At 66.9% G+C, this 23085-nt stretch carries 15 protein-coding genes, 1 tRNA gene and 2 pseudogenes; 13 read left to right on the forward strand and 5 right to left on the reverse strand.

The window, feature by feature from the left end; translation table 11 throughout:
• Nucleotides 1-284, forward strand: a pseudogene (locus tag IM708_RS17070) (glutaredoxin); the annotation flags it as partial.
• Nucleotides 285-650: 366 nt separating this feature from the next.
• Here the strand turns inward: IM708_RS17070 and IM708_RS17075 are convergent.
• A complete protein-coding gene (locus IM708_RS17075; protein WP_209427791.1) occupies nt 651-1031 on the reverse strand; it encodes a rhodanese-like domain-containing protein in 381 nt (126 codons plus the stop codon).
• 74 nt (nt 1032-1105) lie between these two features.
• On the opposite strand from IM708_RS17075, the pseudogene IM708_RS17080 reads away from it, so the two are divergent.
• Nucleotides 1106-2145 (forward strand): annotated as a pseudogene (locus IM708_RS17080) (SulP family inorganic anion transporter); the annotation flags it as partial.
• Between the two features lie 48 nt (nt 2146-2193).
• Here IM708_RS17080 and IM708_RS17085 read toward each other — a convergent pair.
• A tRNA-Arg gene (locus tag IM708_RS17085) sits at nt 2194-2270 on the reverse strand.
• A gap of 155 nt (nt 2271-2425) precedes the next feature.
• On the opposite strand from IM708_RS17085, the gene IM708_RS17090 reads away from it, so the two are divergent.
• From IM708_RS17090 to IM708_RS17100, 3 genes are all read left to right on the forward strand, one after another.
• Nucleotides 2426-3448, forward strand: a complete 1023-nt coding sequence (locus IM708_RS17090) for an aspartate-semialdehyde dehydrogenase (RefSeq protein ID WP_209427792.1) — start codon at nt 2426-2428, stop codon at nt 3446-3448.
• 236 nt (nt 3449-3684) lie between these two features.
• Complete coding sequence (locus tag IM708_RS17095; RefSeq protein WP_209427793.1) at nt 3685-5325, forward strand: 3-(methylthio)propionyl-CoA ligase; 1641 nt, start codon at nt 3685-3687, stop codon at nt 5323-5325.
• Nucleotides 5326-5393: 68 nt separating this feature from the next.
• Nucleotides 5394-7238 (forward strand): ATP-binding protein, encoded by a 1845-nt coding sequence (locus IM708_RS17100; RefSeq protein WP_209427794.1) that lies wholly within the window; start codon nt 5394-5396, stop codon nt 7236-7238.
• A 231-nt stretch (nt 7239-7469) separates the two neighbouring features.
• On the opposite strand, the gene IM708_RS17105 is transcribed toward IM708_RS17100, so the two are convergent.
• Complete coding sequence (locus IM708_RS17105) at nt 7470-8063, reverse strand: L,D-transpeptidase (RefSeq protein WP_209427795.1); 594 nt, start codon at nt 8061-8063, stop codon at nt 7470-7472.
• A gap of 198 nt (nt 8064-8261) precedes the next feature.
• Nucleotides 8262-8588 carry a heat shock protein HspQ gene (gene hspQ / locus IM708_RS17110; RefSeq protein ID WP_209427804.1) on the reverse strand — a complete coding sequence of 109 codons (327 nt, stop codon included), beginning with the start codon at nt 8586-8588 and terminating at the stop codon, nt 8262-8264.
• 226 nt (nt 8589-8814) lie between these two features.
• Between hspQ and IM708_RS17115 the strand changes: the two genes are divergently transcribed.
• Nucleotides 8815-9399 carry a lytic transglycosylase gene (locus IM708_RS17115; RefSeq protein ID WP_209427796.1) on the forward strand — a complete coding sequence of 195 codons (585 nt, stop codon included), beginning with the start codon at nt 8815-8817 and terminating at the stop codon, nt 9397-9399.
• A gap of 10 nt (nt 9400-9409) precedes the next feature.
• Here IM708_RS17115 and IM708_RS17120 read toward each other — a convergent pair whose 3' ends face one another.
• On the reverse strand, nt 9410-10033 hold the full coding sequence (locus IM708_RS17120; protein WP_209427797.1) for an outer membrane lipoprotein carrier protein LolA: 624 nt from the start codon (nt 10031-10033) through the stop codon (nt 9410-9412).
• Nucleotides 10034-10292: 259 nt separating this feature from the next.
• On the opposite strand from IM708_RS17120, the gene IM708_RS17125 reads away from it, so the two are divergent.
• The 7 genes from IM708_RS17125 to IM708_RS17155 all read left to right on the forward strand — a co-directional run bounded on the left by IM708_RS17125 (nt 10293) and on the right by IM708_RS17155 (nt 22965).
• Nucleotides 10293-10952, forward strand: a complete 660-nt coding sequence (locus IM708_RS17125) for a hypothetical protein (RefSeq protein ID WP_209427798.1) — start codon at nt 10293-10295, stop codon at nt 10950-10952.
• A gap of 69 nt (nt 10953-11021) precedes the next feature.
• A complete protein-coding gene (locus tag IM708_RS17130; protein ID WP_209427799.1) occupies nt 11022-12467 on the forward strand; it encodes an aldehyde dehydrogenase family protein in 1446 nt (481 codons plus the stop codon).
• 8 nt (nt 12468-12475) lie between these two features.
• Nucleotides 12476-13372 (forward strand): MaoC family dehydratase N-terminal domain-containing protein, encoded by an 897-nt coding sequence (locus tag IM708_RS17135; protein WP_245243283.1) that lies wholly within the window; start codon nt 12476-12478, stop codon nt 13370-13372.
• A gap of 140 nt (nt 13373-13512) precedes the next feature.
• On the forward strand, nt 13513-17085 hold the full coding sequence (locus IM708_RS17140; RefSeq protein ID WP_209427800.1) for a S8 family serine peptidase: 3573 nt from the start codon (nt 13513-13515) through the stop codon (nt 17083-17085).
• Nucleotides 17072-18418 carry a hypothetical protein gene (locus tag IM708_RS17145; protein WP_209427801.1) on the forward strand — a complete coding sequence of 449 codons (1347 nt, stop codon included), beginning with the start codon at nt 17072-17074 and terminating at the stop codon, nt 18416-18418. Before IM708_RS17140 ends, IM708_RS17145 begins: the two co-directional genes overlap by 14 nt.
• A 125-nt stretch (nt 18419-18543) precedes the next feature.
• A complete protein-coding gene (locus IM708_RS17150; protein ID WP_209427802.1) occupies nt 18544-19761 on the forward strand; it encodes an efflux RND transporter periplasmic adaptor subunit in 1218 nt (405 codons plus the stop codon).
• 9 nt (nt 19762-19770) lie between these two features.
• Entirely contained in the window at nt 19771-22965 is a 3195-nt protein-coding gene (locus IM708_RS17155; RefSeq protein WP_209427803.1) for an efflux RND transporter permease subunit, read from the forward strand.
• The last annotated feature ends 120 nt before the right edge of the window (nt 22966-23085 follow it).

Here is a 23085-nt window from a genome sequence, read left to right on the forward strand (position 1 = left end):
TGTCGTCGACGGCAGGATGCTTTGGCGAGGGGCTGGCGGGCGTGCTGATGGTCGCGGGCGCGCTGATGTGGCTCTCGATCCCGGTCGCGCTCTTCATCGGCACCATCGGCGCGGTCTCGGTCTTCAAGGCGGTCTATATCGACCGGCGCGAACTGAAATGCGCCTGCGTCGGCGGCGATAGCAAGGTGCCGCTCGGTTTCGTCTCGCTGACCGAGAACCTGATGATGATCGGCATGGCACTCTGGATGCTCCTGAACCCCGCCGGGATCGGCATCGGGCACTGAACCAGCGGACACGCCCGGGCGTGTCCACTGTCGGTCGCACGCGTAACGCTTTGGCGGCGCCAACGAATGTTCCGCGTTTTATCAGGATGTTGCCGCCTATGGCGCTTGAAACAGAGGCGCCTCCACCAGTCGAAAAGATGTCGACGGCATCGTGCATCATTTCAGCGCAGCGGCGACGAGCGACCGGTTACTCATGCTTCGCATCAATCGAGAGACGCGCGCGGAAGCGCGCCGCGCGCTGGCGGGCAAATCGGGCCGACTCGATTGCGCAAGTGCGTCGGCGATGCAAAGGTTTCTGAGGCGGCGTGCGCGGTCGGCGTAGAAGTCGGCGTCGATCGAACCGTCTTCGCGGTGGGCGCACGGGTGTCAGCTTCCCCCTTGGCGCTTCGGTGCACCAGTGGCCGGGTCGACGCCAACATAGGCCTGCCCCGCCGCCTTCCAGGCGCCGAAGCCGCCCTCCATATGGGCGACCGGCCCCAGCCCGGCCTCCAGCATTCGCCGTGCCATCTTCCCCGAGCGCATGCCCGAACCGCAATGAAGCACAAGGCGTTTCTTGCCGCCGACCGGCAGGGACTGGGGGGCGAAGCCATTCATCGGCATCAGGAGCGCGCCCGGAATATGCTCCAGCATGTATTCGGGTGGGCTGCGAACGTCGACGATCGCGATCTCGCCGCGGGCGAAGGCCTCGGCAACCTCTTCCACCGTCCAGGTCTCGAGCGGTCCGTGATCCGTCTGTTCGGTCTTCATCTCTGTCTCCCTCACTGTCTTGATGGCTCGGCTCGGCCATGGGGCCAGTGTCGAACCTACGCGGCGGCAGTGTGATGAACAACGACGACTTCCAGGCAGGCGGGGTCGAGGGGCGGTTGAGCGGAGGGGCGCGCCGCTTTCTGCCGGTCCTTGACTGAGGGCGGGACTACCGGCTCTCGACGCTGACCGACGATCTTCTGGCCGCGGTGATCGTCACCATCATGCTGGTGCCGCAGTCGCTGGCCTATGCGATGCTTGCGGGTCTGCCAGCGCAGGTCGGTCTCTATGCGAGCATCCTGCCGCTTCTGGCCTATGCCCTTTTCGGCACGAGCGGCACGCTGGCAGTTGGGCCGGTGGCGGTCATTTCGCTCATAACGGCCGCCGCGGTCGGGAATCTCGGGCTGACGACGCCCACCGAGGCCATCGTGGCCGCCGCCGCGCTTGCATTTCTTTCCGCGGTGATGCTTGTCCTGATGGGGGTCCTCCGGCTGGGGTTCCTGGCGAACTTCCGCAGCCACCCGGTGATCGCCGGAATCATCACCGCCTCGGGTATCCTGATCGCCCTGTCGCAGGTCCGTCACATCCTCGGCATCGATGCGGGCGGCCACACCCAGCCCGAGATGCTGGCCATTGGCTTCGTCGAATCGGTTTCGGTCGCCCAGACGCTGGCCGCCAAGCGCCGCGAGCGCATCGACCCGGATCAGGAACTCGTCGGCCTCGGCGCCTCAAACGTCGCCTCGGCCGTGAGCGGCGGGTTTCCCGTCACCGGCGGTTTCGCGCGCTCCGTGGTCAATTTCGACGCGGGCGCCCGGACCCCCGCGGCCGGGGCCTTCACCGCGGTGGGCATCGCGCTCGGGACCATGTTCCTCACGCCCTGGCTCTTCTACCTGCCGCAGGCAACGCTGGCGGCGACGATCATCGTCGCGGTCCTTGGCCTCGTCGATCTGGGCGTGCTGAAAGGAACCTGGAGCTACAACCGTGCCGATTTTGCGGCGGTGGCGGTGACAATCCTCGTCGCGCTCGGCTTTGGCGTCGAGGCGGGCGTGGTGGCGGGTATCGCACTCTCGCTCGCCTCTTCCTGTGGCGCACCAGTCGACCGCATAAGGCCGTCGTTTCGCACTCTTATTCGCACTCATATGAGTGATTGACAGAAACACTGTTCTGGTGCCTCCGGCAGGACTCGAACCTGCAACCATCGGTTTAGAAGACCGGTGCTCTATCCGGTTGAGCTACGGAGGCCTGCGTCGGTGATAGCGGCGCGCGGGGGCGAGATAAAGGTCAGATAGGGTGCGCTGGCGATATTGCGGGTGGCGCCTTCGGTGTGGCGGGGCCTTTCGCGGGGCAGCGCATTGGTGTATGCGCCGCGCGAACCTCGGATCGGAAGGAGGGTGAAGATGGGCTATCGGGTCGTCGTTGTGGGTGCCACGGGGAATGTGGGCCGCGAAATGCTGAACATTCTGGCCGAACGGGAATTCCCGATCGACGAGATCGCGGTGCTGGCGTCGCGCCGTTCGCTGGGGACCGAGTGCAGCTTCGGCGACCGGACGCTGAAATGCCAGGATCTTGAGCAGTTCGATTTCACCGGCTGGGACATCGCCTTCTTCGCCATCGGGTCGGACGCAACGAAGACCTATGCGCCGCGTGCGGCCAAGCAGGGCTGCGTGGTGATCGACAACTCCTCGCTCTATCGCTACGACCCCGATGTGCCGCTGGTCGTGCCGGAGGTGAATGCCGCGGCCGTCGACGGCTATGCCAAGAAGATGATCATCGCCAACCCCAACTGCTCGACCGCGCAGATGGTGGTGGCGCTGAAGCCGCTGCATGACCGGGCGCGCATCAAGCGGGTGGTGGTGTCGACCTACCAGTCCGTTTCCGGCACCGGGAAGGAGGCTATGGACGAGCTGTGGAACCAGACCAAGGGCATGTACGTGCCGGGTCAGGAAGTCGCGCCGTCGGTCTACCCCAAGCAGATCGCCTTCAACGTGATCCCGCATATCGACGTCTTCATGGAGGACGGATCGACCAAGGAAGAATGGAAGATGGTGGTCGAGACCAAGAAGATCCTCGACAAGTCGATCAAGCTGACCGCGACCTGCGTGCGGGTGCCGGTCTTCGTGGGCCATGCCGAGGCGATCAACATCGAGTTCGAGGATCACCTGGACGAGGACGAGGCCCGCGAGATCCTGCGCGAGGCGCCGGGCATCCTGGTCGTCGACAAGCGAGAGGCCGGCGGCTACATCACGCCGGTCGACTGCGTGGGCGATTTCGCGACCTATATCAGCCGCATCCGGCAGGATTCGACCATCGAGAACGGGCTGAACCTGTGGTGCGTTTCCGACAACCTGCGCAAGGGCGCCGCGCTCAACGCCGTGCAGATCGCCGAGGTTCTGGGCAACCGCTGCCTGAAGAAGGGCTGAGGGCTTCGGGGCCAGGGTGTGCAAGCTTGCACACTTTGGCAAGGCATTGGAATAAAATCGGAAATCCGAGCCGTTAACCTCATTAAAACTTTCGGCCGGGGCGCTGGAAAGCACGCGCACCGGCCGGCGATGGGCGCGGTCGCAGGTCTGACCGGCGGCCGTTTCGCCCGGCGCGCTTGACCGCGCCGGGCATTCGTCTACCCATTGGCGGAACGCAAGCGCGAGGGGAGGGGCGGATGCGCGGTCAGATGATGGATCAGCCCTTGCTGATCTCCAGCCTGCTGGTTCACGCCGAGCGCCATCACGGCAGCCGCGAGGTGGTCTCGCGCCGCTGCGAGGGGGATCTTCACCGCTACAGCTACCGCGATCTTGCGCGTCGGTGCCGGCAGGTGGCGAATGCGCTGGCGGGGATGGGGCTTGGCAGGGGCGACCGGATCGGCACGATCGCCTGGAACGGCTACCGGCATCTGGAGCTTTACTACGGCGGCTCGGGGTCGGGGCTGGTCGTGCATACGCTCAATCCGCGGCTGCATCCGGACCAGCTGGTCTGGATCGCCGACGATGCGCAGGACCGGGCGATGTTCTTCGACCTGACCTTCCTGCCGCTGGTCGAGGCGACGGCCGCGCGCTTCGCCACCGTCGAGCATTTCGTGCTGATGACGGATCGCAGCCACATGCCGGCGCAAACCACGATCCCGAACCTGATCTGCTACGAGGATCTGATCGAGGCGGCACCCGAGCGCTACGACTGGCCCGTCTTCGACGAGACCACGGCATCGAGCCTGTGCTACACATCGGGCACGACGGGGAACCCCAAGGGCGTGCTCTATCAGCACCGCTCCACCGTGCTGCATGCCTATGCTGCGGCGCTGCCCGATGCGATGGGCCTGTCGGCGCGCGACGTGGCGCTGCCGGTCGTGCCGATGTTCCATGTCAACGCCTGGGGCACGCCCTATTCGACGGTCATGGCCGGGGCGAAGCTGGTCTTTCCGGGGCCGGCGCTGGACGGAAAGTCGCTGCACGACCTGTTCGAGGCCGAGGGCGTCACCTTCTCGGCCGGGGTGCCGACGGTCTGGCAGGGGCTGCTGGGCCACGTCGAGGAGAACGGTCTGCGCTTCTCGAGCCTGCGTCGCACGGTGATCGGCGGCTCGGCCTGCCCGCCGGCGATGATCGAGACCTTCGAGAAGACCTATGGCGTGACCGTGCTGCATGCCTGGGGCATGAGCGAGATGTCGCCCCTTGGGACCGTCTGCAGGATGAAGCCCGGAGCGGAGGAGATGACCGAGGCCGCGCGGATGGCGGTGAAGTCCAAGCAGGGCCGCGCGCTTTTCGGCGTCGACATGAAGATCGTCGATGCGGACGGGAATGAGTTGCCCTGGGACGGGCAGGCGCAGGGCGATCTTCTGGTGCGCGGCCCCTGGGTGCTGGATCGGTATTTCAACCGCGACGAGGACCCGCTGTGCTACGACGCGGCGGGGCTCGGGTGGTTTCCCACCGGCGACGTCGCGACGATCGACGCCGACGGGTTCATGCAGGTCACCGACCGCACGAAGGACGTGATCAAGTCGGGCGGCGAGTGGATCGGCTCGATCGATCTGGAGAACATCGCCATGGGGCACCCGGCGGTCGCAATGGCCGCCTGCATCGCCGCGCATCACCCGAAGTGGGATGAGCGCCCGCTGCTGGTGGTGGTGAAGAAGCCGGGACGCGAGGTCACGCGCGACGAGTTGATGGCCTTCTACGAGGGCAAGGTCGCGAAATGGTGGCTGCCCGACGATGTCGTCTTCGTCGACTCGATACCCTTGGGCGCGACCGGCAAGATGCAGAAGAACAAGCTGCGCGAGGCGTTTCGCGACCACGTCCTGCCGACGATCTGACCACAAGATTCACCGCCGATTCACCTTTTGCGCCGTAGGGTTTTGCCTATGGCATCCGCGGTGCGCGCATGAACCCCGAGGTTGAAATCCGCATCGTGGTGGCGATCGCCGCGGTGCTTGTGCTCGTTTCGCTGACGCTTTGCGTCTTTGCGCTGCGCCACGATGCGCAACGGGGCGAACGGTTCGGCTTCGTCTGGTTGTTCATGACCAACCTCGCGTTCCTGATCGCGACGCTGGGGCTGATGGCGAACCCGAACCTGCCGTTCTGGCTCAGCGCGGCGCTGGTCATTTCCGGCGCGCATCTGGGCATCGTCTTCGGCTATTTCGCGGTCCGCGCCGGACTTGGCCAAGGCACCTCCATGCGGCGCTACTTCCTGCTGGCGGTGCTGGCGATCGTGGCGCAGGCGAACGTGGCCGTGATTTCCGGCCAGATCGGCGCGCTGGTCCTGACCAGTTCGGTGGTCAACGGGCTGTTGGCGCTGCACATGGCGCGCCGGATCTGGCCGCTTGCCCGGACGCTTGGACCCGAGATCGCGGCGCTGGCGAGCCTGCCTTTCGCGGCGATCGGTGCGGCCTACCTGTTCCGTTTGCCGCTGCTTGTTTTTGGGGCGTCCCCCACGACGATCACCGTGGCGACGCTGGTCATCACCTTCCTGCTGGCGTTCTCGGCGCTGCAATGGGCGTTTGCGCTGATCGCCTTCCGCGCCGCGCGGCTGAACTCGCGCCTTGAAACCGCGCGCAACCGGGCCGAGGCGGCCAACCAGCTGAAGACCCGGTTCCTGGCCAACATGAGCCACGAGTTGCGCACGCCGCTGAACGGGGTGCTGGGCATGGCGCAGGTGCTGGAAGGGCAGGTTGCGCAGGGCGAGCAGCAGCGCATGGTCGAGACGATCCGCACCAGCGGCGAAGGGCTGATGGCGATCCTCAACGACATCCTGGACCTGTCGACGGTCGAGGCCGGGGCGATGGAGCTGAACCTGGCGCCGTTTCGCCCGGTTGATGTGGTCGAGCGGATCGTGCAGCTGCACGCGCCGCAGGCCGCGGCCAAGGGGCTGGGGTTCGAGTGGCACTGCGCGCCGGCGCTTCGCGCGACCTATCGCGGCGACAGCAACAGGCTGGTCCAGATCCTGGGAAACATCGTCGGCAACGCGGTCAAGTTCACCGCCAGCGGCCGCGTCACGCTGCGCGCCGAGGCCGACCGGCGCGGGCTGCGCTTCGTCATCGCCGATACCGGGATCGGGATGGACGCGGCCGCGGTGGGCGGGATCTTCGACGCCTTCGCCCAGGCCGATGCCAGCGCCACGCGGCGCTTTGGCGGCACCGGGCTGGGCATGCCCATCGTCCAGCGGCTGGTCGCGCTGATGGCGGGACGGGTCACGCTGACCTCCGAACCGGGCAGGGGCACCGAGGTCCAGGTATTCCTGCCGCTGCCGTTGCTGGCCCGCGAAGCGACCGCGCCGGGCGGTCATGCCCCGCCACCGAGGCTTGCCGTTGACGATCCGTCGCCGCTGAAGCTGGACGGGCTGCGCATCCTGGTGGCCGAGGACAACCTGACCAACCAGAAGGTGATCGGCGCGCTGCTGCGGGGCAGTGGGTGCGAGCTGACCTTCGCCGACGACGGGCTGCAGGCTTTCGACGCGGCGCTGCAAGGCACGTTCGATCTGTTGCTGTTCGACGTGTCCATGCCCGGCATGGATGGACCGGCCGCGCTGCAGGCCATCGCCCGGACCTATCGCAGCCTGCGTCGCGTGATGCCGCCCGCCGCGGTCGTCACGGCGAATGTCCTGCCCGAGCAGCTGGAGGCCTACGCCCAGGCCGGATTCGCCGATTGCGTGGCGAAGCCCGTGAAGAAAGCCGCGCTGATGGCGTGCATCGCGCGGCTTACGCATCGGGAACTGGGGAAGGTCGCCTGACCCGCCGCGCCCGCTGTCGCCGCGGGTAGGGATATTTCCCCGCGGGGAAATCAATCGTGAGCGAAAAGTTATTTCCCCGCGGGGAAACCGGACCTGACGGAAAGGTAAATTCCCCGCGGGGAAATCAACCCTGAGCGAAACGTTAATTCCCCGCGGGGAAATCGAGGGCACAGATCGGCTGGTTCCCCGCGGGGAAGTGAAACCCCGCAAAGGGGGACCAACCAAAGGAAGTCAGATGAACCGCACCTGGGTGCCTACGTCGGCCATCTCGAACAGCTCTTCCACATGATGGTTGAAGAGGCCGATGCAACCGTTCGACGCACGCCGCCCGATCTTGGCGGTATTGTCGATGCCGTGGATGCGATAGTACTGCCAGGACAGGTTCATCGCGCGCGTGCCCATCGGGTTCTCGGGGCCGGCTTCGACGCGTTCCGGCAGGGAAGGGTCGCGTTCGCGCATGTTGGGGGTCGGGATCCAGACCGGATCGCGCCTTTTGAGCACGATCTCGGTATAGCCGAGGCGCGTGAATTCGTCGGTCATCGGGACCGAGGTCGGGTAGAGGCGGTAGACCGACTGATCCTCGGACCAGTAGTGAAGCGCGCGCGACTTGGTGTCGCAGACGATCGCACCCCGGCGAAGGTTCTGGAAGTGGTCGCGCCATTCCTGGGTGCGGAAGCCCATCACGTTGTGGCGCACCTGCTCACGCGGGCCGTCGTCGATTTCGCCGGTGAAGGATTGCGCCTCGGCTGAGCGGATCAGCGCCGGCGCGGCCAGAACGGCGAGGCCGCCGATCAGGAAGTGGCGACGGGAATCGAACTTGCGCATGGTACCCTCCGGGGGTCGGACGTTGTCTGTCATCGGTTCTGGTTCAGATCACGATCTATCGACGCATTGCATTTTCAGCAAGGCTTTCGCCTTCACAATCCCGCGCATTGCGTTTGGTTCCCGTCACACGGCAATCCCGTCGGGTCGCCATATCCGACGTCGTGCGCCCGCCGGATCACCCGGCGTCGCCGCTGACGATCAGTTGAGATCCACCTGTAGCGGATAGAACCCGTCGTTGAAATCCCCGAAAAGCTCGTCGAGGTCGGGGTGATCGATCGGTTCGCCCGTGTCGTCGGGAACGAGGTTCTGCTCGGAAACGTAGGCGACGTAATAGCTGTGCTCGTTTTCGGCCAGCAGGTGGTAGAAGGGCTGGTCCTTGGCCGGGCGGCTGTCCTCGGGGATGGATTCATACCATTCGTCGGTGTTGGCGAAGATCGCGTCGACATCGAAAACCACCCCGCGAAACGGGTGCTTGCGGTGACGGACAATCTGTCCGAGATGAAACTTGGCCTGCGATTTGATCATCATGCGACGACTCCTTCCTTGACTATTAGCGCGACGGCGGCCGGTCGTCCAGATTTGACGCGGGGGCGGGGGCTTTCGGGCGGCCGGTTTTCGGCGTGAAACCGGGCCTTCACGGTTTTTTTTCTTTCGCGGCGTTTTCTCGTACCGGCAAATCGGCTAGACTTTTTTCAAAGCGCGTCCACCCGACAAAAAACCGGGCGCGACAATAACAACGACCGAGGCAGTGATGGGCATGTTCCTACGCCTGCTCGTGGTGGTGCTGATCGTGGCATCCTGCGGCAGCCGGCAGTTTTCCGCACCGCGCAATCTCGAGGATGCGTGCGCGCTCGCCAACGAGCGACCGCGCTATTTCTCGGCCATGCAACGCACCGAACGGCGCTGGGGCGTGCCGGTGCCGGTTCAGATGGCGATCATCCACGCCGAAAGCCGTTTCATCGGCAATGCCCGGACGCCGGTCCAGTGGACGCTGGGCGTGATCCCGATGGGGCGGCAATCCTCGGCCTTCGGGTACAGCCAGGCGCTGGATCGCACCTGGGAGGAATATCAGGCCGAGACGCGCAACCGCCGCGCCCGGCGCGATGACATCAACGATGCGACCGACTTCGTCGGCTGGTACGCCAACAAGACGCGGGAGCGCAACGGCATCCCGCTGACCGATGCCCGCAACCAGTACCTGGCGTATCACGAGGGCCACGCCGGGTTTGCGCGCGCCAGCTACAATGCCAAGCCCTGGCTGCTGGGGGTTGCCCAGCGGGTCGAGGTGCGCGCGGCGATGTACGACACGCAGTTGCGGCTCTGCCGGCGGGCCTGACCCGCCGGTCCTATCGCTGGTTGCTGCGGCTGCGCTGGCGCACGGCGTCGTCGACATTGAAAAGACGCGACGGCAACTGAACCCCGGTGCGCATGTCACCCAGGATCACCGTGGTTTCGCGCCCCATGTCGTCGGTGACGATCCATTGCCGCAACTCCGTCGGGCCGGCGCTGAAGACCAGCCGGATGGAGCCGTATTCCGGATGCTCGGGATCCTGGGCCACGACCACCGTGGTCGGCCCTTCGGCGTAGTGGCGCACCACCATGCGGTCGCGCGAGAGGTCCACGTTGGCTGCGAGGATCAGGTTCAGCGGCGTGCGCCGCAGCGGGTAGACGGTGGGCCCCTGGTTCGATCGCGCGTCGAACACGTTCACCGAACCGGCCGTAGCCAGCACCAGGTTCCGCTCGGGCGGGTCGTATTCGAACCGCACGCGCCCGGGGCGGTGGATATGAAGCCGCCCGGTCGAAAGAGTCCCGTCCGGGTTGATCTGCGTGAATTCTGCCGTCGCCGTGCTGAAGCTGTTCAGGTAGCGCGACAGTTCGGAAAGCGGCAGTTGCTGCGCCGCCGCGGGCAGCGGCAGCATCGCGACGAAGGTGGCCGCGGCGGAGAGCGAGAGGAAAGCGCGTCTGTTCATGCGACCTAATTAGGGCCTTCGCTTCGGCTTTGCATCCGGTAAGCGGAGGGTATGCGAACACAAACCGGCGATCCCGGCGAAACATTGCCGGTCGAGCGATTTGCGCTTGCCGGGGTCTGAGGATTGAGTGCAATAATATTACATTGCAATCGGCAGTCAGGTTCCCCATGCCCGACAGCCGCCTTTCCGTCACCGGAGCCGGCACCCGACCGGCGGCTGCGTTAATCCTTGTTTAACCGATGCACCGCCTGCATGGGGCATGCGCGCGCTTCTTCTTGCCTCGACCTTGATGATCGGTGTCGCCGGGACCGCTGCGGCTGGCCCGTGGCCGCGGCCCGTGGGCAGCGGGTTTGCCGCCGTTTCGGTCGGGGTCGAGGATCTTGCGACGCGGAGGGTGTCGTTCGGCGAAGTCTATGGCGAATACGGCCTTGACCCGCGAGTGGTGGCAGGCATGAAGCTGCGTCGCGCCGGCGGGAATCTGCGCGCCGACGTCTTTGCCCGCTGGCACCCGGATCTGGCCGGGTCCATCGCGCTGGGTCTGACCCTTGGTGCGCGTTTCGACCGCGCGGGCGCCCGGCGCATCGCGCCCGTAGTCGCCCTGCACGCGGGCCGTGGGGCGCAGACGGGTCTGGGCAATCTCTGGGCCCGGGCGGACCTGCAACTTGTCGCCAACCGCAATGGTCCGCGCGGGCTGGGCGAGATCGAGGTTTCGGGTCAGTTCGGCCTGCGGACGGAGCGCGGCGCCCTGGCGATGCTGTCGATGGCGGGGCATCGCGACCGCGACGGAACCACGCTGAAGCTGATCCCGGCATTGGGATATGCGGTGGGTGCGCGCAGCTTGCTGGTGCTGGACGCGACGCTGCTGCCGCGCAGCCGGCGGGTCGATGGGCTGCGGCTGGCGATCTGGCGCGACTTCTGAGCGACCGGGCCTTGCACCCCGATGGGCGTGGTGCGAGTGTACCGCGAACTCAGAAAACCGGAGACCGCCATGCTCGAGCATCGCAAATTCTATATCGACGGCGCCTGGGTTGCGCCGAAGGACGGCCAGGACCTGGAGGTCATCGACCCCTCGACCGAGGAAGCCTGTGCCGTGATCAGCCTGGGCGGGCAGGCGGATACCGACGCCGCCGTCGCAGCCGCCAAGGCGGCTCTGCACGACTTCATGTATTCCGACCCGTCCAAGCGGCTGGCCTTGGTCAAGCGCATCCTCGAGGTCTACAACAAGCGCGGCGAAGACATGGGCCGCGCCATCTCGATGGAGATGGGGGCACCGATCGACATGGCGATGTCTAGCCAGGTCGGCGCCGGCACCTTTCACATCGAGAACTTCATCCGCGACTTCGACAAGATCGAGTTCATCGCGCCCTTGAGCGATGACGCCCCCAACGACCGCATCATCCGCGAGGCGGTGGGGGTCTGCGCGCTGATCACGCCGTGGAATTGGCCGATGAACCAGGTCACGCTGAAGGTCATCGCGGCGCTGCTGGCGGGCTGCACGATGGTGCTGAAGCCGTCGGAGATCGCGCCGCTGTCGGGCATCGTCTGGGCCGAGATCCTGGACGAGGCGGGGGTGCCGAAGGGTGTCTTCAACCTGGTCAACGGCGACGGGCCGGGCGTGGGCACGCAGCTTTCGGGGCATCCGGACGTGGACATGGTCAGCTTCACCGGGTCGGGCCGGGCTGGCAAGGCGATCTCGAAGAACGCCGCGGACACGTTCAAGCGGGTGCATCTGGAACTGGGCGGCAAGGGCGCCAACGTCATCTTCGCCGATGCCGACGAGAAGGCGGTGAAGCGCGGCGCGATGCATTGCTTCAACAACACCGGGCAGTCCTGCAACGCGCCGACCCGGATGCTGGTCGAACGGTCGGTCTACGACCGGGCGGTGGAAACGGCGGCGCAGGTCGCCGAACAGACGCGCGTCGCCTCGGCGCATGAAAGCGGCAAGCATATCGGCCCGCTGGTCAGCCAGGCGCAGTTCGACAAGGTGCAGGACCTGATCCAGAAGGGCATCGACGAGGGCGCGCGGCTGGTCGCCGGCGGTGTTGGCCGGCCCGACGGGTTGAACCGCGGCTACTACGTTCGTCCGACTGTCTTTGCCGATGTCTCGAACGACATGACCATCGCGCGCGAGGAGATCTTCGGCCCGGTGCTGTCGATCATCCCGTTCGAGGGCGAGGATCAGGCGATCTCGATCGCCAATGACACCGACTACGGCCTGACCAACTACGTGCAAAGCCAGGATGGCGCCAAGCGCAACCGCGTGGCCCGCCGCCTGCGCGCTGGCATGATCGAGATGAACGGCACGTCGCGCGGGCGCGGCGCGCCCTTTGGCGGCATGAAGGCATCCGGTATCGGCCGCGAGGGCGGGATCTTCGGGATCGAGGAGTTCCTGGAGGTCAAGGCGGTCTCGGGTTGGTCGAACGAGGCGGACTGACGACGGCGATGTCGCAGTCGCAGTCGCAGTCGCAGTCGCAGTCGCAGGGCGGGGCGGCGGTCGATCCGCGCGACTGGATCGGCCGCACGGCCGAGGCAGAAGGTCGGCTTGCCCCCGAGGTTGCGGCGATGATGGCCGGCGCTCTGGGCCATCCCGCGGCGCCCGATCCGGCGGTCGGATCGGGCGCGCCGATGCCCTGGCTCTGGCACTGGGCCGCGTTCCCCGAGCATGTTGCGCTTTCCGACATCGGCCCCGAGGGCCATGCGCGGCTGGGCGCGTTCATGCCGCCCGTGCCGTACCCGCGGCGGATGTGGGCCGGCGGGCGGCTGCGCTTTTCCGGCCGGCTGGTGATCGGGGAGACGTTGCACCGGGTCAGCCGTATCCAGTCGGTCGAGATGAAGGCGGGCGGGCGCGGGCCGATGGCCCTTGTCACCATCGCGCACCAGATCACCGGCGCGAGTGGCGGCACCTTGCACGAGGAGCAGGATCTGGTCTATCTGCCGGTCCCCGACCGGTACGATCCGCCGCGTCCGATTGCCGCGCCACTGCATCCGCAGGCCGTCGAATCGGTGGAGATGTCCGAGATCCGGCTTTTCCGCTACTCGGCCGCGACCTGGAACGCGCATCGGATACATTATGATCAAGCATATTGCACCGAGGTGGAGCATTATCCCGGGATCGTCGTTCATGGGCCGATGCAGGCCACGCTTCTGATCGAGGCGGGCGCGCGGCATGCCGGCGGGACGCCCACCGCGTTTCGGTATCGCGCGGTGCATCCGGTCTTTGCCGGTTCCGCGTTGCGGATAATGGGCGAACGCGACGGCGACGGCGCGCTGAGCCTGTGCAGTGTCGCGCAAGAAGGGCACCAGGCGATGCAGGCGCGTCTGGAATGGACGCGCGACTGACGCGGGGTTTTTCGCCGGGTGGGCTTTGGTCCGTTACCCCAGGGTGTTGTCGGATCGCGCTCAAACCCCTTGAGTTGAAATGATCCTTTGACTTGAGGGGACCCTTTCGGCACTCTGACCCGCACTAAGGGGGCGGCAGGATGCCGGACGGGGAAATCCGCCTGATGGTCAAAGGCGCGGCGCTGACTTCGCGTTTCGCGCTGGGTTCGGGGCGCGGCGCATTGCGCGGCCGGGCCGAGCCGCTTTTTTCCAGCATCGGCGATCAGGGCCTCGGGGCGGCACCGGGGGGCGAGGCCTGGCAGTTGCTGCGCTTCGCTGAGGACGAGGCGCCGTCGCCCTGGGATCTCTGCCACGCGATCCTGCGCGGCGGATCGGGTTTCGCCGCGGTGCCCGGCGTGCAGTTCGCCGAACCCGATCTGGAACAACGCTGGAGCTTTGCCGAGGAGGCGGTCACCGCGTTGCGACTGGCCGAGGCCTGCCCGCCGACCGGGGCGCCGCAAAGCCCGAGGTTTCCGCAGGGGCCGCAACCGGGTCCGCACGCCATGTGGCACGCCGGCCCCGATCACGGCCAGTTCGAGCAGATCGATGCGCTTTTCGACGCCGAGCACGGGCCGCGCGTGCGCATCGCGCAGCTGGATACCGGGTTCGACCCCAACCATCAGACGCTTCCTGCGCGATTGCGCCACGACCTGCAGCGCAATTTCGTTGGCGGCGAACCGGCGAATGATGCCAGCGACGGGGCAGGGGGCTTTCTGAACAAGGCGCCGGGCCACGGAACCGGGACGCTGGGCATTCTGGCCGGGCGCACCACGGGCGCCGCGCCCTGGGCCGAGGTGATCCCGCTGCGCGTGGCGAACGGGGTGGTCCTGTTCCGCAACAGTGCGATCGCGCGGGCGCTGGATCATGTTCACGCGCTTTGCGCCGATCCGCAAACCTTCGTGCATGTCGTGACGATGAGCATGGGCGGCCTTGCCTCGCGCGCCTGGGCCGAGGCGGTGAATGTGCTTTACGAACTCGGCGTGACGATGGTCAGCGCGGCGGGCAACAACTACGGCAATCTGCCAACCCGGTTTATGGTCTACCCCGCCCGGTTCAACCGCGTGGTGGCGGCCAGCGGCGTGATGGCGGATTTCGCGCCCTATACCGATCTGGGGCTGTCGCGAATGGCGGGGAATTACGGACCGCCCGCCGCGATGCGCACGGCGGTTGCGGCCTCGACCCCGAACATGCCTTGGCCGCGCATGGGTTGCGCCGGCATCGTCGACAGCGATGGTGCGGGCACTTCGGCCGCGACGCCGCAGGTGGCGGCCGCCGCGGCGCTGTGGATCGCGCGGCATCACGACGCGTGGGCCGCCTATCCGGAAGACTGGATGCGGGTGGAGGCGGTGCGACACGCGCTATTCTCGACCGCCGTGCCGGGACGCGACGCCGAGGAGCGCGCGCGGCTGGGCTACGGGCGCCTGCGCGCTGCGGCCGCGCTGTTGGTCGGCCAGCCCGTGGCGGCCGCCGAACTGACCCGCGAGGCGCCCGACAGCGCGCGATTCGCCGCCTTCCGGATGCTGCTGGGGCTTGGGATGCAGGGGCTTGACCCGGGTCTGGCGGAGATGCTGGAACTGGAGGCGCTGCAGCTGTCGCAATCCGCGGAGATCGAGGCGCTTCTGCCCGATGGTCCCGATGTCGCCCCGGATAATCCGACAGACCTTGCCCGTCTGCGAGAGGCGCTCGCCGACGCGCCCGGCGCCTCGCAGGCGCTGAAATCGGCCTTGGGGCACGGTGCAGAACGGCCCGGTGGCCCGGCCGCAAGACTGTCGCTGCCGGGCGAGGATGCGATCCGTCGTCGGCAACTGGAGCACGCGCTGGACCCGCCGCTGGACCCGCCGCCGCGCCGCCGGCTGAAGGTCTTCGCCTTCGATCCCGTGCTGGGGACCGATCTTGCGACGCTGCGTCTGAACCAGGCGGTGCTGTCGATCCCGTGGGAAGCGCTGGAGCCCGGCCCTGTCGGTCGCTATCTGGAAATCGTCGACATCGATCCGCCCAGTCGCCTGGCCTATGCCCCGGTCGATCTGGACGCGCCCGCCTTGCTGGCCTGCGATGGGCTTGCGCCGACCGAGTCCGATCCGCGGTTCCATCAGCAGATGGTTTATGCCGTCGCCATGCGTACGATCGCGGCGTTCGAGGAGGCGCTGGGGCGCGCCGCCCTATGGGCGCCGCGGATCACGCGCGATTCGAGTGGGCGCGAACGGGTCGCGTTTGTCGAGAAGCTGCGCATTTATCCGCATGCACTGCGCGAGGCCAACGCCTATTACAGTCCTGACCGGCAAGCGCTGCTCTTTGGCTATTTCGAAGGGACGGACCGGCGTGCGGGCGAGTTGGTCTTCACCTGTCTCTCGCACGATATCATCGCGCATGAGGTGACGCATGCGCTGCTCGACGGGTTGCATCGGCGGATGCGCGTGCCGACCAATCCCGATGTGCTGGCCTTTCACGAGGCCTTTGCCGATGCCGTCGCGCTGTTTCAGCATTTCAGCCTGCCCGAAGCGCTGAAGTCCGAAATCGCCCGCACGCGCGGAGACCTGGGGCAGGAGGGGTTGCTGGGCGCGCTGGCGCAGCAGTTCGGCCAGGCACTGGGCGGGCACGGGGCGCTGCGGGATTTCTTGGGGGCGTATGACGCCGAAGGGGTCTGGCACGCGCGCACGCCGCGGCCCGATGACTACGAGACGACGCGTCGCAAGGGGCCGCATGCGCTGGGGGCGGTTCTGGTTGCCGCGATCTTCGATGCCTTCCTGCAGATCTACCGCCGCCGCGCCGCGGCTGCCCTGCGCCTGGCCACCGGTGGCACGGGGGTGTTGCCGCCGGGCGCGTTGCCGAGCGATCTGGTCGACCGACTGGCGAGCGAGGCTTCGACCGCTGCCAGCCATGTGCTTCAAATGGTGATCCGCGCGCTCGACTACTGTCCGCCCGTGGACATCACCTTTGGCGAATATCTGCGCGCCCTGGTCACCGGTGATCGCGACATGGTGCCGAACGACGGGTTGCATTATCGGGTGGCTTTCGTCGCGGCCTTCCGCGCGCGCGGCATCCGACCCGAAGGTGTGCGCCATGTCTCGGCCGATGCGCTGCTGTGGGACGCGCCGCCGGTTCAGCCGGAGGGACTGGAGGATCTGCTGGGCAAGCTTTCCCTTGGCTGGACGCGGGGGGGCGATCGCGCCGGAATCGCGCGGATCTGCGAAGAGAATGCCGGCAAGGTGCAGCAATGGCTTGACCGGCGCGCCGACGACGCGGTGCTGGCGAGCTTCGGCCTGGTCCGTACGGGCCGGCAGGGCGAGCCCTGGGAACTGGACGGCCTGGCTGGACGACTGTTGCCGCTTGCGGTGCAGTCCGTGCGCCCGTGCCGCCGGATCGGACCGGATGGCGACACGCGGCGCGATCTGGTGGTCGAAGTCACGCAGGATTGGCAGCCCGACAGCCAGCCGACCGTGCGTTACAGTGGTGGTGCGACGCTGTTGATCGATATGGAAAGCCGGAAGGTCCGCTATGCGGTGCGCAAGCGCGTGGCCAATCCGCGCCGCGTGCGCGCACAGATGGCCTTTGCCGGGCAGACACCGGCAGGCGAAAGCGTCGATGCGGCTTTCGGGATCCGGCGCGGGGTCGAACCCTTCGCGATGTTGCATGCCGGTCGCGACGCCTGGGAGGCGGCTGATGGCGAAACGTGAGAAAGGGGCGGGCAAGCGGCGGCCGAAGGGCGCGCGAAAGTGCAAACCCGAGGCGGCTCCTTGGCGGACGCGGGTACGGATGTACCGGCAGGGAATCGGCGACTGCCTGCTGATAAGCCTGCCGCGCAGCGATGGCGACGATCTGTTTCACATGATGATCGATTGCGGCGTGCTGCTGGGCACACCCGATGCGCGTGGCTGGATGCAGCGCATCGTCGCCGACATCGCGGAGACGACGGGCGGCCGCATCGACCTGCTGGCCGTCACGCATGAACACTGGGACCATTTGTCCGGATTTCTTCACGCTGCGGATGAGCTTTCGGTGCTGGAGATCGGCGCCGTCTGGATGAGCTGGGCGGAAAACCCGGAGGACCCGCAGGCCCGCGCGCTGGAGGGCGCTCGCGCGCAGGCCATACAAGCGCTGCGCCTGGCCGAGGCGCGCCTGGGGCTGGCCGGTCACCCCGACGCTGGTCCGCTGGCCGATTTGCTGGGCTTTTTCGGCAGCCGCGGGCGAACCACGCGCGACGCGCTTGCAGCGGCGCGCGAACTGGCGCCGGGCGAACGGCCGCGATACCTGGAGCCGGGCGAAACCGTCGCACTGGACCGGACCGGCGCGCGTATCCATGTCCTCGGCCCGCCGCGAGACGAGGCGCTTCTGCGCAGTTCGAACCCGCGCAAGGGCGAGGCCTACGGTCTGGCGGCAGGCCTTGGCGTGGACACGGTGCTGGAGTTGACGCAGGAAAAGGCCCCGGACGGCCCCTTTGCGGCGCGCTGGGGGATTCCGCTGGAGGTGGCGCAGAGCCTGCCTTTCTTCCGCCGCACGCTTGATGCACCTGGCCAGGAGTGGCGACGGATCGATCGTGCGTGGCTGGACGGCGCGCTGGACCTGGCGCTGCGCCTGGATCGCGACACCAACAACTCCAGCCTGGTTCTTGCCCTGGAACTCGACGGTGGCGATGTGCTGCTGCTGGCCGCCGATGCGCAGGCAGGCAATTGGCGGTCCTGGCAGGACCTTGCGTTCGAGGACTGCACCGATCCGCGGACCGGACCCGAGTTGCTGGCGCGCACCATCCTCTACAAGGTCGGTCATCACGGCAGCCATAACGCCACGTTGCGCGCCGAGGGGCTGGAACAGATGACCGCGCTCAGGACCGCGCTGGTTCCCGTGGACGAGACGGTGGCGCGCGCGCGCAACTGGACGCGCATCCCCTTGCCCGAATTGTTGAGCGCGCTCGACGATGCAACCGGAGGTCGCGTCCTGCGCGCCGATGCACCGCCGCCCGATGCGGCAGATATCGACGCCACCGCGCTCAGATACGACGTTTTCGTCTGAACTTCGGGCAGTTCACGGAATAGCGAGGTAATTTCGGTGGCTTTTTCCCGCCGGACCTCTAACTTCTGGCCAGCGCGACGGAACCGCAGGGACGCTGCGTGTAAGTGCAAACGAACGGACGGGGTATGGGCGCGATCGGACGAATTCTGGCGCAGGGCTTCGGACTGCTCGCGGTTGCCGCGATCGCCGTGGTGATCTGGGCGGTGTGGTTGCCGTCCTCGCACCCGGTGCTGGACCGCATCGGGATTCTGGGTCCGCTGGAGCGCCTCGGCCTTCCGCTGGCGAGCGATTCGGAAGACGCGGGCGGCGGTCCGCGCGGGGGATTCGGGGGTGGCGGCGCCGTGCCCGTCGTCGCCGGAGAGGTCGGCGACGTGGCGCGGCGCGACCGGGTCAGCGCCATCGGCACCGGCGCCGCGCTCCGCTCGGTGATCCTTCAGCCCGAGGTTTCCGGGCGCATCGTCGAAATCGCGGTCGAGCCGGGCGCATGGGTCGAGGTCGGAACGGTGATTGCGCGCCTGGACGACCAGGCCGAGGCCATCGCGCGCGACCGTGCCGCACTGATGCTGGATGAGGCAACGGATACCGCCGAGCGGCTTTCGCGCCTGCGTGCCAGCGGTACCGCGACCACGGTGCAGATCAACGAGGCCGAACTGGCCGTGCGCACGGCGGAACTCGCGGTGCGCGAGGCCGAGTTCGAGCTGGAGCGGCGCAGGGTCCGCGCGCCGATTTCGGGCTGGATCGGATTGATCGACGCCGATACCGGCGATCAGGTCGCCGTGGGGACGCAGATCGCGCGGATCGATGACCGCTCGGTCCTGCTGGTCGAGTTTCGCGTGCCCGAACGGATCGTCGGCCTCGTTGCCCCCGGCGACAGCCTGAGCGTGGCGCCGCTTGCCCGACGCGATACGCCCCTGGAGGGGCACATCCGCGCGATCGACAGCCGCGTCGATGCCGCCGGTCGCAACCTGCGCATCCAGGCCGAGGTCGACAACTCCTCCGATGCGTTGCGTCCGGGCATGGCCTTCGCGATAGAGATGGAATTCACGGGTGCCTCCTATCCCGCCGTCGAACCGCTGGCGATCCAGTGGTCGAATGATGGCGCCTTCGTCTGGATGGTGCGCGAAGGTCTTGCCGAGCGTGTCGACGTTCGGATCGTGCAGCGGGCGAACGGGCAGGTCCTGATTTCGGGCGACGTTGCACCGGGCGAACACGTCGTACTGGAAGGCGTGCAGAGCCTGCGGGACGGAACCGAGGTCGAACTGCGCAGCCGTGGACAGCGCCCCGCCGACCGCAGCGACAGCGGGGCCGAGGCAAGCGCCACGCCCGCGCCCTCGGAAACCTGAGGCGACACCATGCCCCCGCAGACCGATCCCGCGACGCCCGAACCACAGCAGGACGATCCCACCACGCGGGAGAACCCGGAGGAAGCGCAGCGTTCGGGCACTGCCCTCTTCATTCGGCGCCCGATCCTTGCCTTCGTGCTGAACGCGCTGATCGTCATCGCCGGCATCGCCGGGCTGATGGGTGCCGAGGTCCGCGAACTGCCCAATGTCGACCGTCCGGTCGTGACGGTGACCACAACTTTTTCTGGCGCGGGCCCTGAAACGATTGATCGTGAAGTGACCGGCGCGGTCGAGGGGGCGGTGGGACGCGTCGCTGGCGTGCGCGCGATTTCATCCGAATCGCGCTACGGGCGCAGTCGCGTGACGGTGGAGTTTGGCGATTCGGCCGATATCGATGTCGCCGCCACGGATATTCGCGATGCCATCGGCCGGATTCGGAACACGCTGCCGGATGGCATCGACGAGCCGCGCATCATCAAGGCCGACGCCAATGCCGATGCGGTGCTCAGGCTTGGCGTCACGTCCTCTGCCCGTTCGGTCCAGGACCTGACGCGGATCGTCGAAGAGGTTGTCGAGGATCGGCTGATCTCGGCACCCGGGGTGGCGGATCTGCAGGTCTATGGCCGCCGCGATGCGGTCTTCCGGGTCGATATCGACATGCTGGAACTGGCCGCGCGCGGGCTCAGCCTGGCCGATATCCGCAACGTCCTGCGCGATGTGTCCTTCGACGTGCCGGCGGGCGCCCTGCAGACACGCGCGCAGTCGATCTTCGTGCGCACGACGGCGCCCGTCACCACGCCCGAAGCATTCGAGTCGCTGATCCTGCGCGGAGACACGCGGCTGGGCGACGTGGCGCAGGTGTCCTTGGGTCCGGCGCCGGGCGAGTCGATCCTGCGTGCCAACGGTCAGTCCGGCATCGGCATCGGCATCATCCGGCAGGCGACTTCGAACACGCTCGACATTTCGAACGCTGTCACCGAGATCGTGGCGGAGTTGCAGGAAATCCTGCCCGAAGACGTGTCGATCTTCATTACCTCGGACGAGGCGACCTTCGTGCGCGGCGCGATCACCGAGGTGCTGAAGACCTTGGGGCTGGCGCTGCTGATCGTCGTCGCGATCATCTTCCTGTTTCTGCGCGACGTGCGTGCGACGCTGATCCCGGCGATCACGCTGCCGGTGGCGCTGGTCGGCACGCTGGCCGCGATCTGGCTTGTCGGGTTTTCGGTCAACGTGCTGACGCTGCTGGCGCTGGTGCTGGCCACGGGCATGGTGGTCGACGACGCGATCGTGGTTCTGGAAAACATCGTGCGCCGGCGGGCCGAAGGGATGGGGCCGCGTGCCGCCGCCGTTCTGGGCACAAGGCAGGTGTTCTTCGCCGTTGTCACCACAACCGCCACGCTGGCCGCGGTCTTCGTGCCGCTGTCGTTCCTGCCGGGGCAGGCGGGCGGGCTATTCCGCGAGTTCGGCTTCACGCTGGCGATGGCCGTCATGCTGTCCTCGATCGTCGCGCTGACGCTTTGCCCGGTTCTGGCCAGTCGCCTGCTGCGCGCCGCGCCCGAAGACGACAACGCGAAACGCGGACCGATGGTCCGGCTGGGTGACCGGCTTGCTGCGGGCTACGCCTTCACACTGCGTGCTGCGCTCAAGGTTCCGCTGGTGGTCGCTGCCGCCGCGCTGCTGTTCGGGCTGACAGCGCTGCTGCTGATCGGGCAGATCCGGCAGGAACTCACCCCGCCCGAGGATCGTGCCATTGCCCTTCTCAGCGTGCGCGCGCCGCAGGGTGTCTCGCTCGACTACATGAACGGCAAGGTGCTCGAGATCGAACAGATTGTCCGCCCCCTGCGCGAGTCGGGCGAGGCGACCAACATGTTTTCCATTGCCGGGTCCTGGGGGCGCGATAACCGCGGATTCATGGTCCTCACGCTCGCCGACTGGAACTCGCGAACGCGGTCGCAACAGGAGATCGTTTCCGAGATCAACGCCTCGCTGCGCGACGTGATCGGTGTGCAGGCCTTCGCGATCCAGCCCAACTCTCTGCGGATCCGTGGCGCGGGGCAGGGGCTGCGCTTTGCCGTCGTCGGCTCGAACTACCTGGAACTTGCCGAACAGGCGCAGGCGCTCGTGAACCAGATGCAGGAAAATCCCGACTTCGGGCTGGTGCAACTTTCGTTCGAGACCACCCAGCCGCAACTCTTCATCGAGGTGGACCGCCGACGCGCGGCGGATCTGGGGGTGGCGATCGATGGGTTGGGCGAGGCGCTGCAGGCGGTGCTTGACGGCAGCACCGTGAGTACCGTTTTCATCGACGACCGGAGTTACGACATCAAGATGTTGTCGACCTCCACCCCGGTTCGCGATCCGGGCGATCTGGAGAGCATCTTCGTGCAGGCGGCAAGCGGACAGTTGCAACCGCTCTCGGCCTTTGTGACGCTGGACGAGCGCGCGGTGGCGCCGGAACTGGGCCGCGAGTCACAGATGCGCGCGGTCGAGATTACCGCGGGCTTGGCACCGACAATGGCATTGGGTGACGCCTTGGCCGAGGTCGAGCGAATCGCCCCCGATGTGCTGGCAGCCGATACGCGCATCGTGCCCCTCGCCGAAGCCGCGACGCTGGATGAGACCTCGACGGGCATTCTGATCACCTTCGGTTTCGCGCTCCTGATCGTGTTTCTTGTGCTGTCGGCCCAGTTCGAAAGCTTCATATCTGCGGTGGTGATCATGGCGACCGTGCCGCTGGGGCTTGCCTGCGCGATCTTCGCGCTGCTGCTTACCGGCGGCAGCCTAAATGTCTATTCGCAGATCGGTTTGGTGCTACTCGTGGGGATCATGGCGAAGAACGGGATCCTTATCGTCGAATTCGCCAACCAGTTGCGCGACAAGGGGGCGAGCGTCGCCGACGCTGCCTACGAAGCCGCGACCATTCGCTTGCGTCCGGTCATGATGACCATGGCCTCGACCGTGCTAGGCGGCGTGCCTCTGGTCTTTGCCTTCGGCGCCGGGGCAGAGGCACGCGAAGCGCTTGGCTGGGTGATCGTCGGTGGTCTGGGCCTCGCGGCGCTGATGACGCTCTACCTGACGCCCGTGGCCTATTTGCTGCTCGCCCGTTTCACCACACCCAAGGCCGCCGAGGCGGCGCGCCTGTCGCGCGAGCTTGACGCCGCGGCGGCAATCGGGCGGCGTCCGTCGGCACATCCGGCCGAATGACGCAGGACCTGAAACTGATTCAGCCGACCATTTCCGCGGCTTCCCCATGCCACTCCGAGGGTTTCAACCGGGCGGTGCTGGTCGGAACGCGAGCGGAGCAAATTTGCCGACCCGCTGGAA

The sequence above is a fragment of the Pararhodobacter sp. SW119 genome (genome assembly GCF_017811755.1).
Lineage (GTDB): Bacteria > Pseudomonadota > Alphaproteobacteria > Rhodobacterales > Rhodobacteraceae > Pararhodobacter.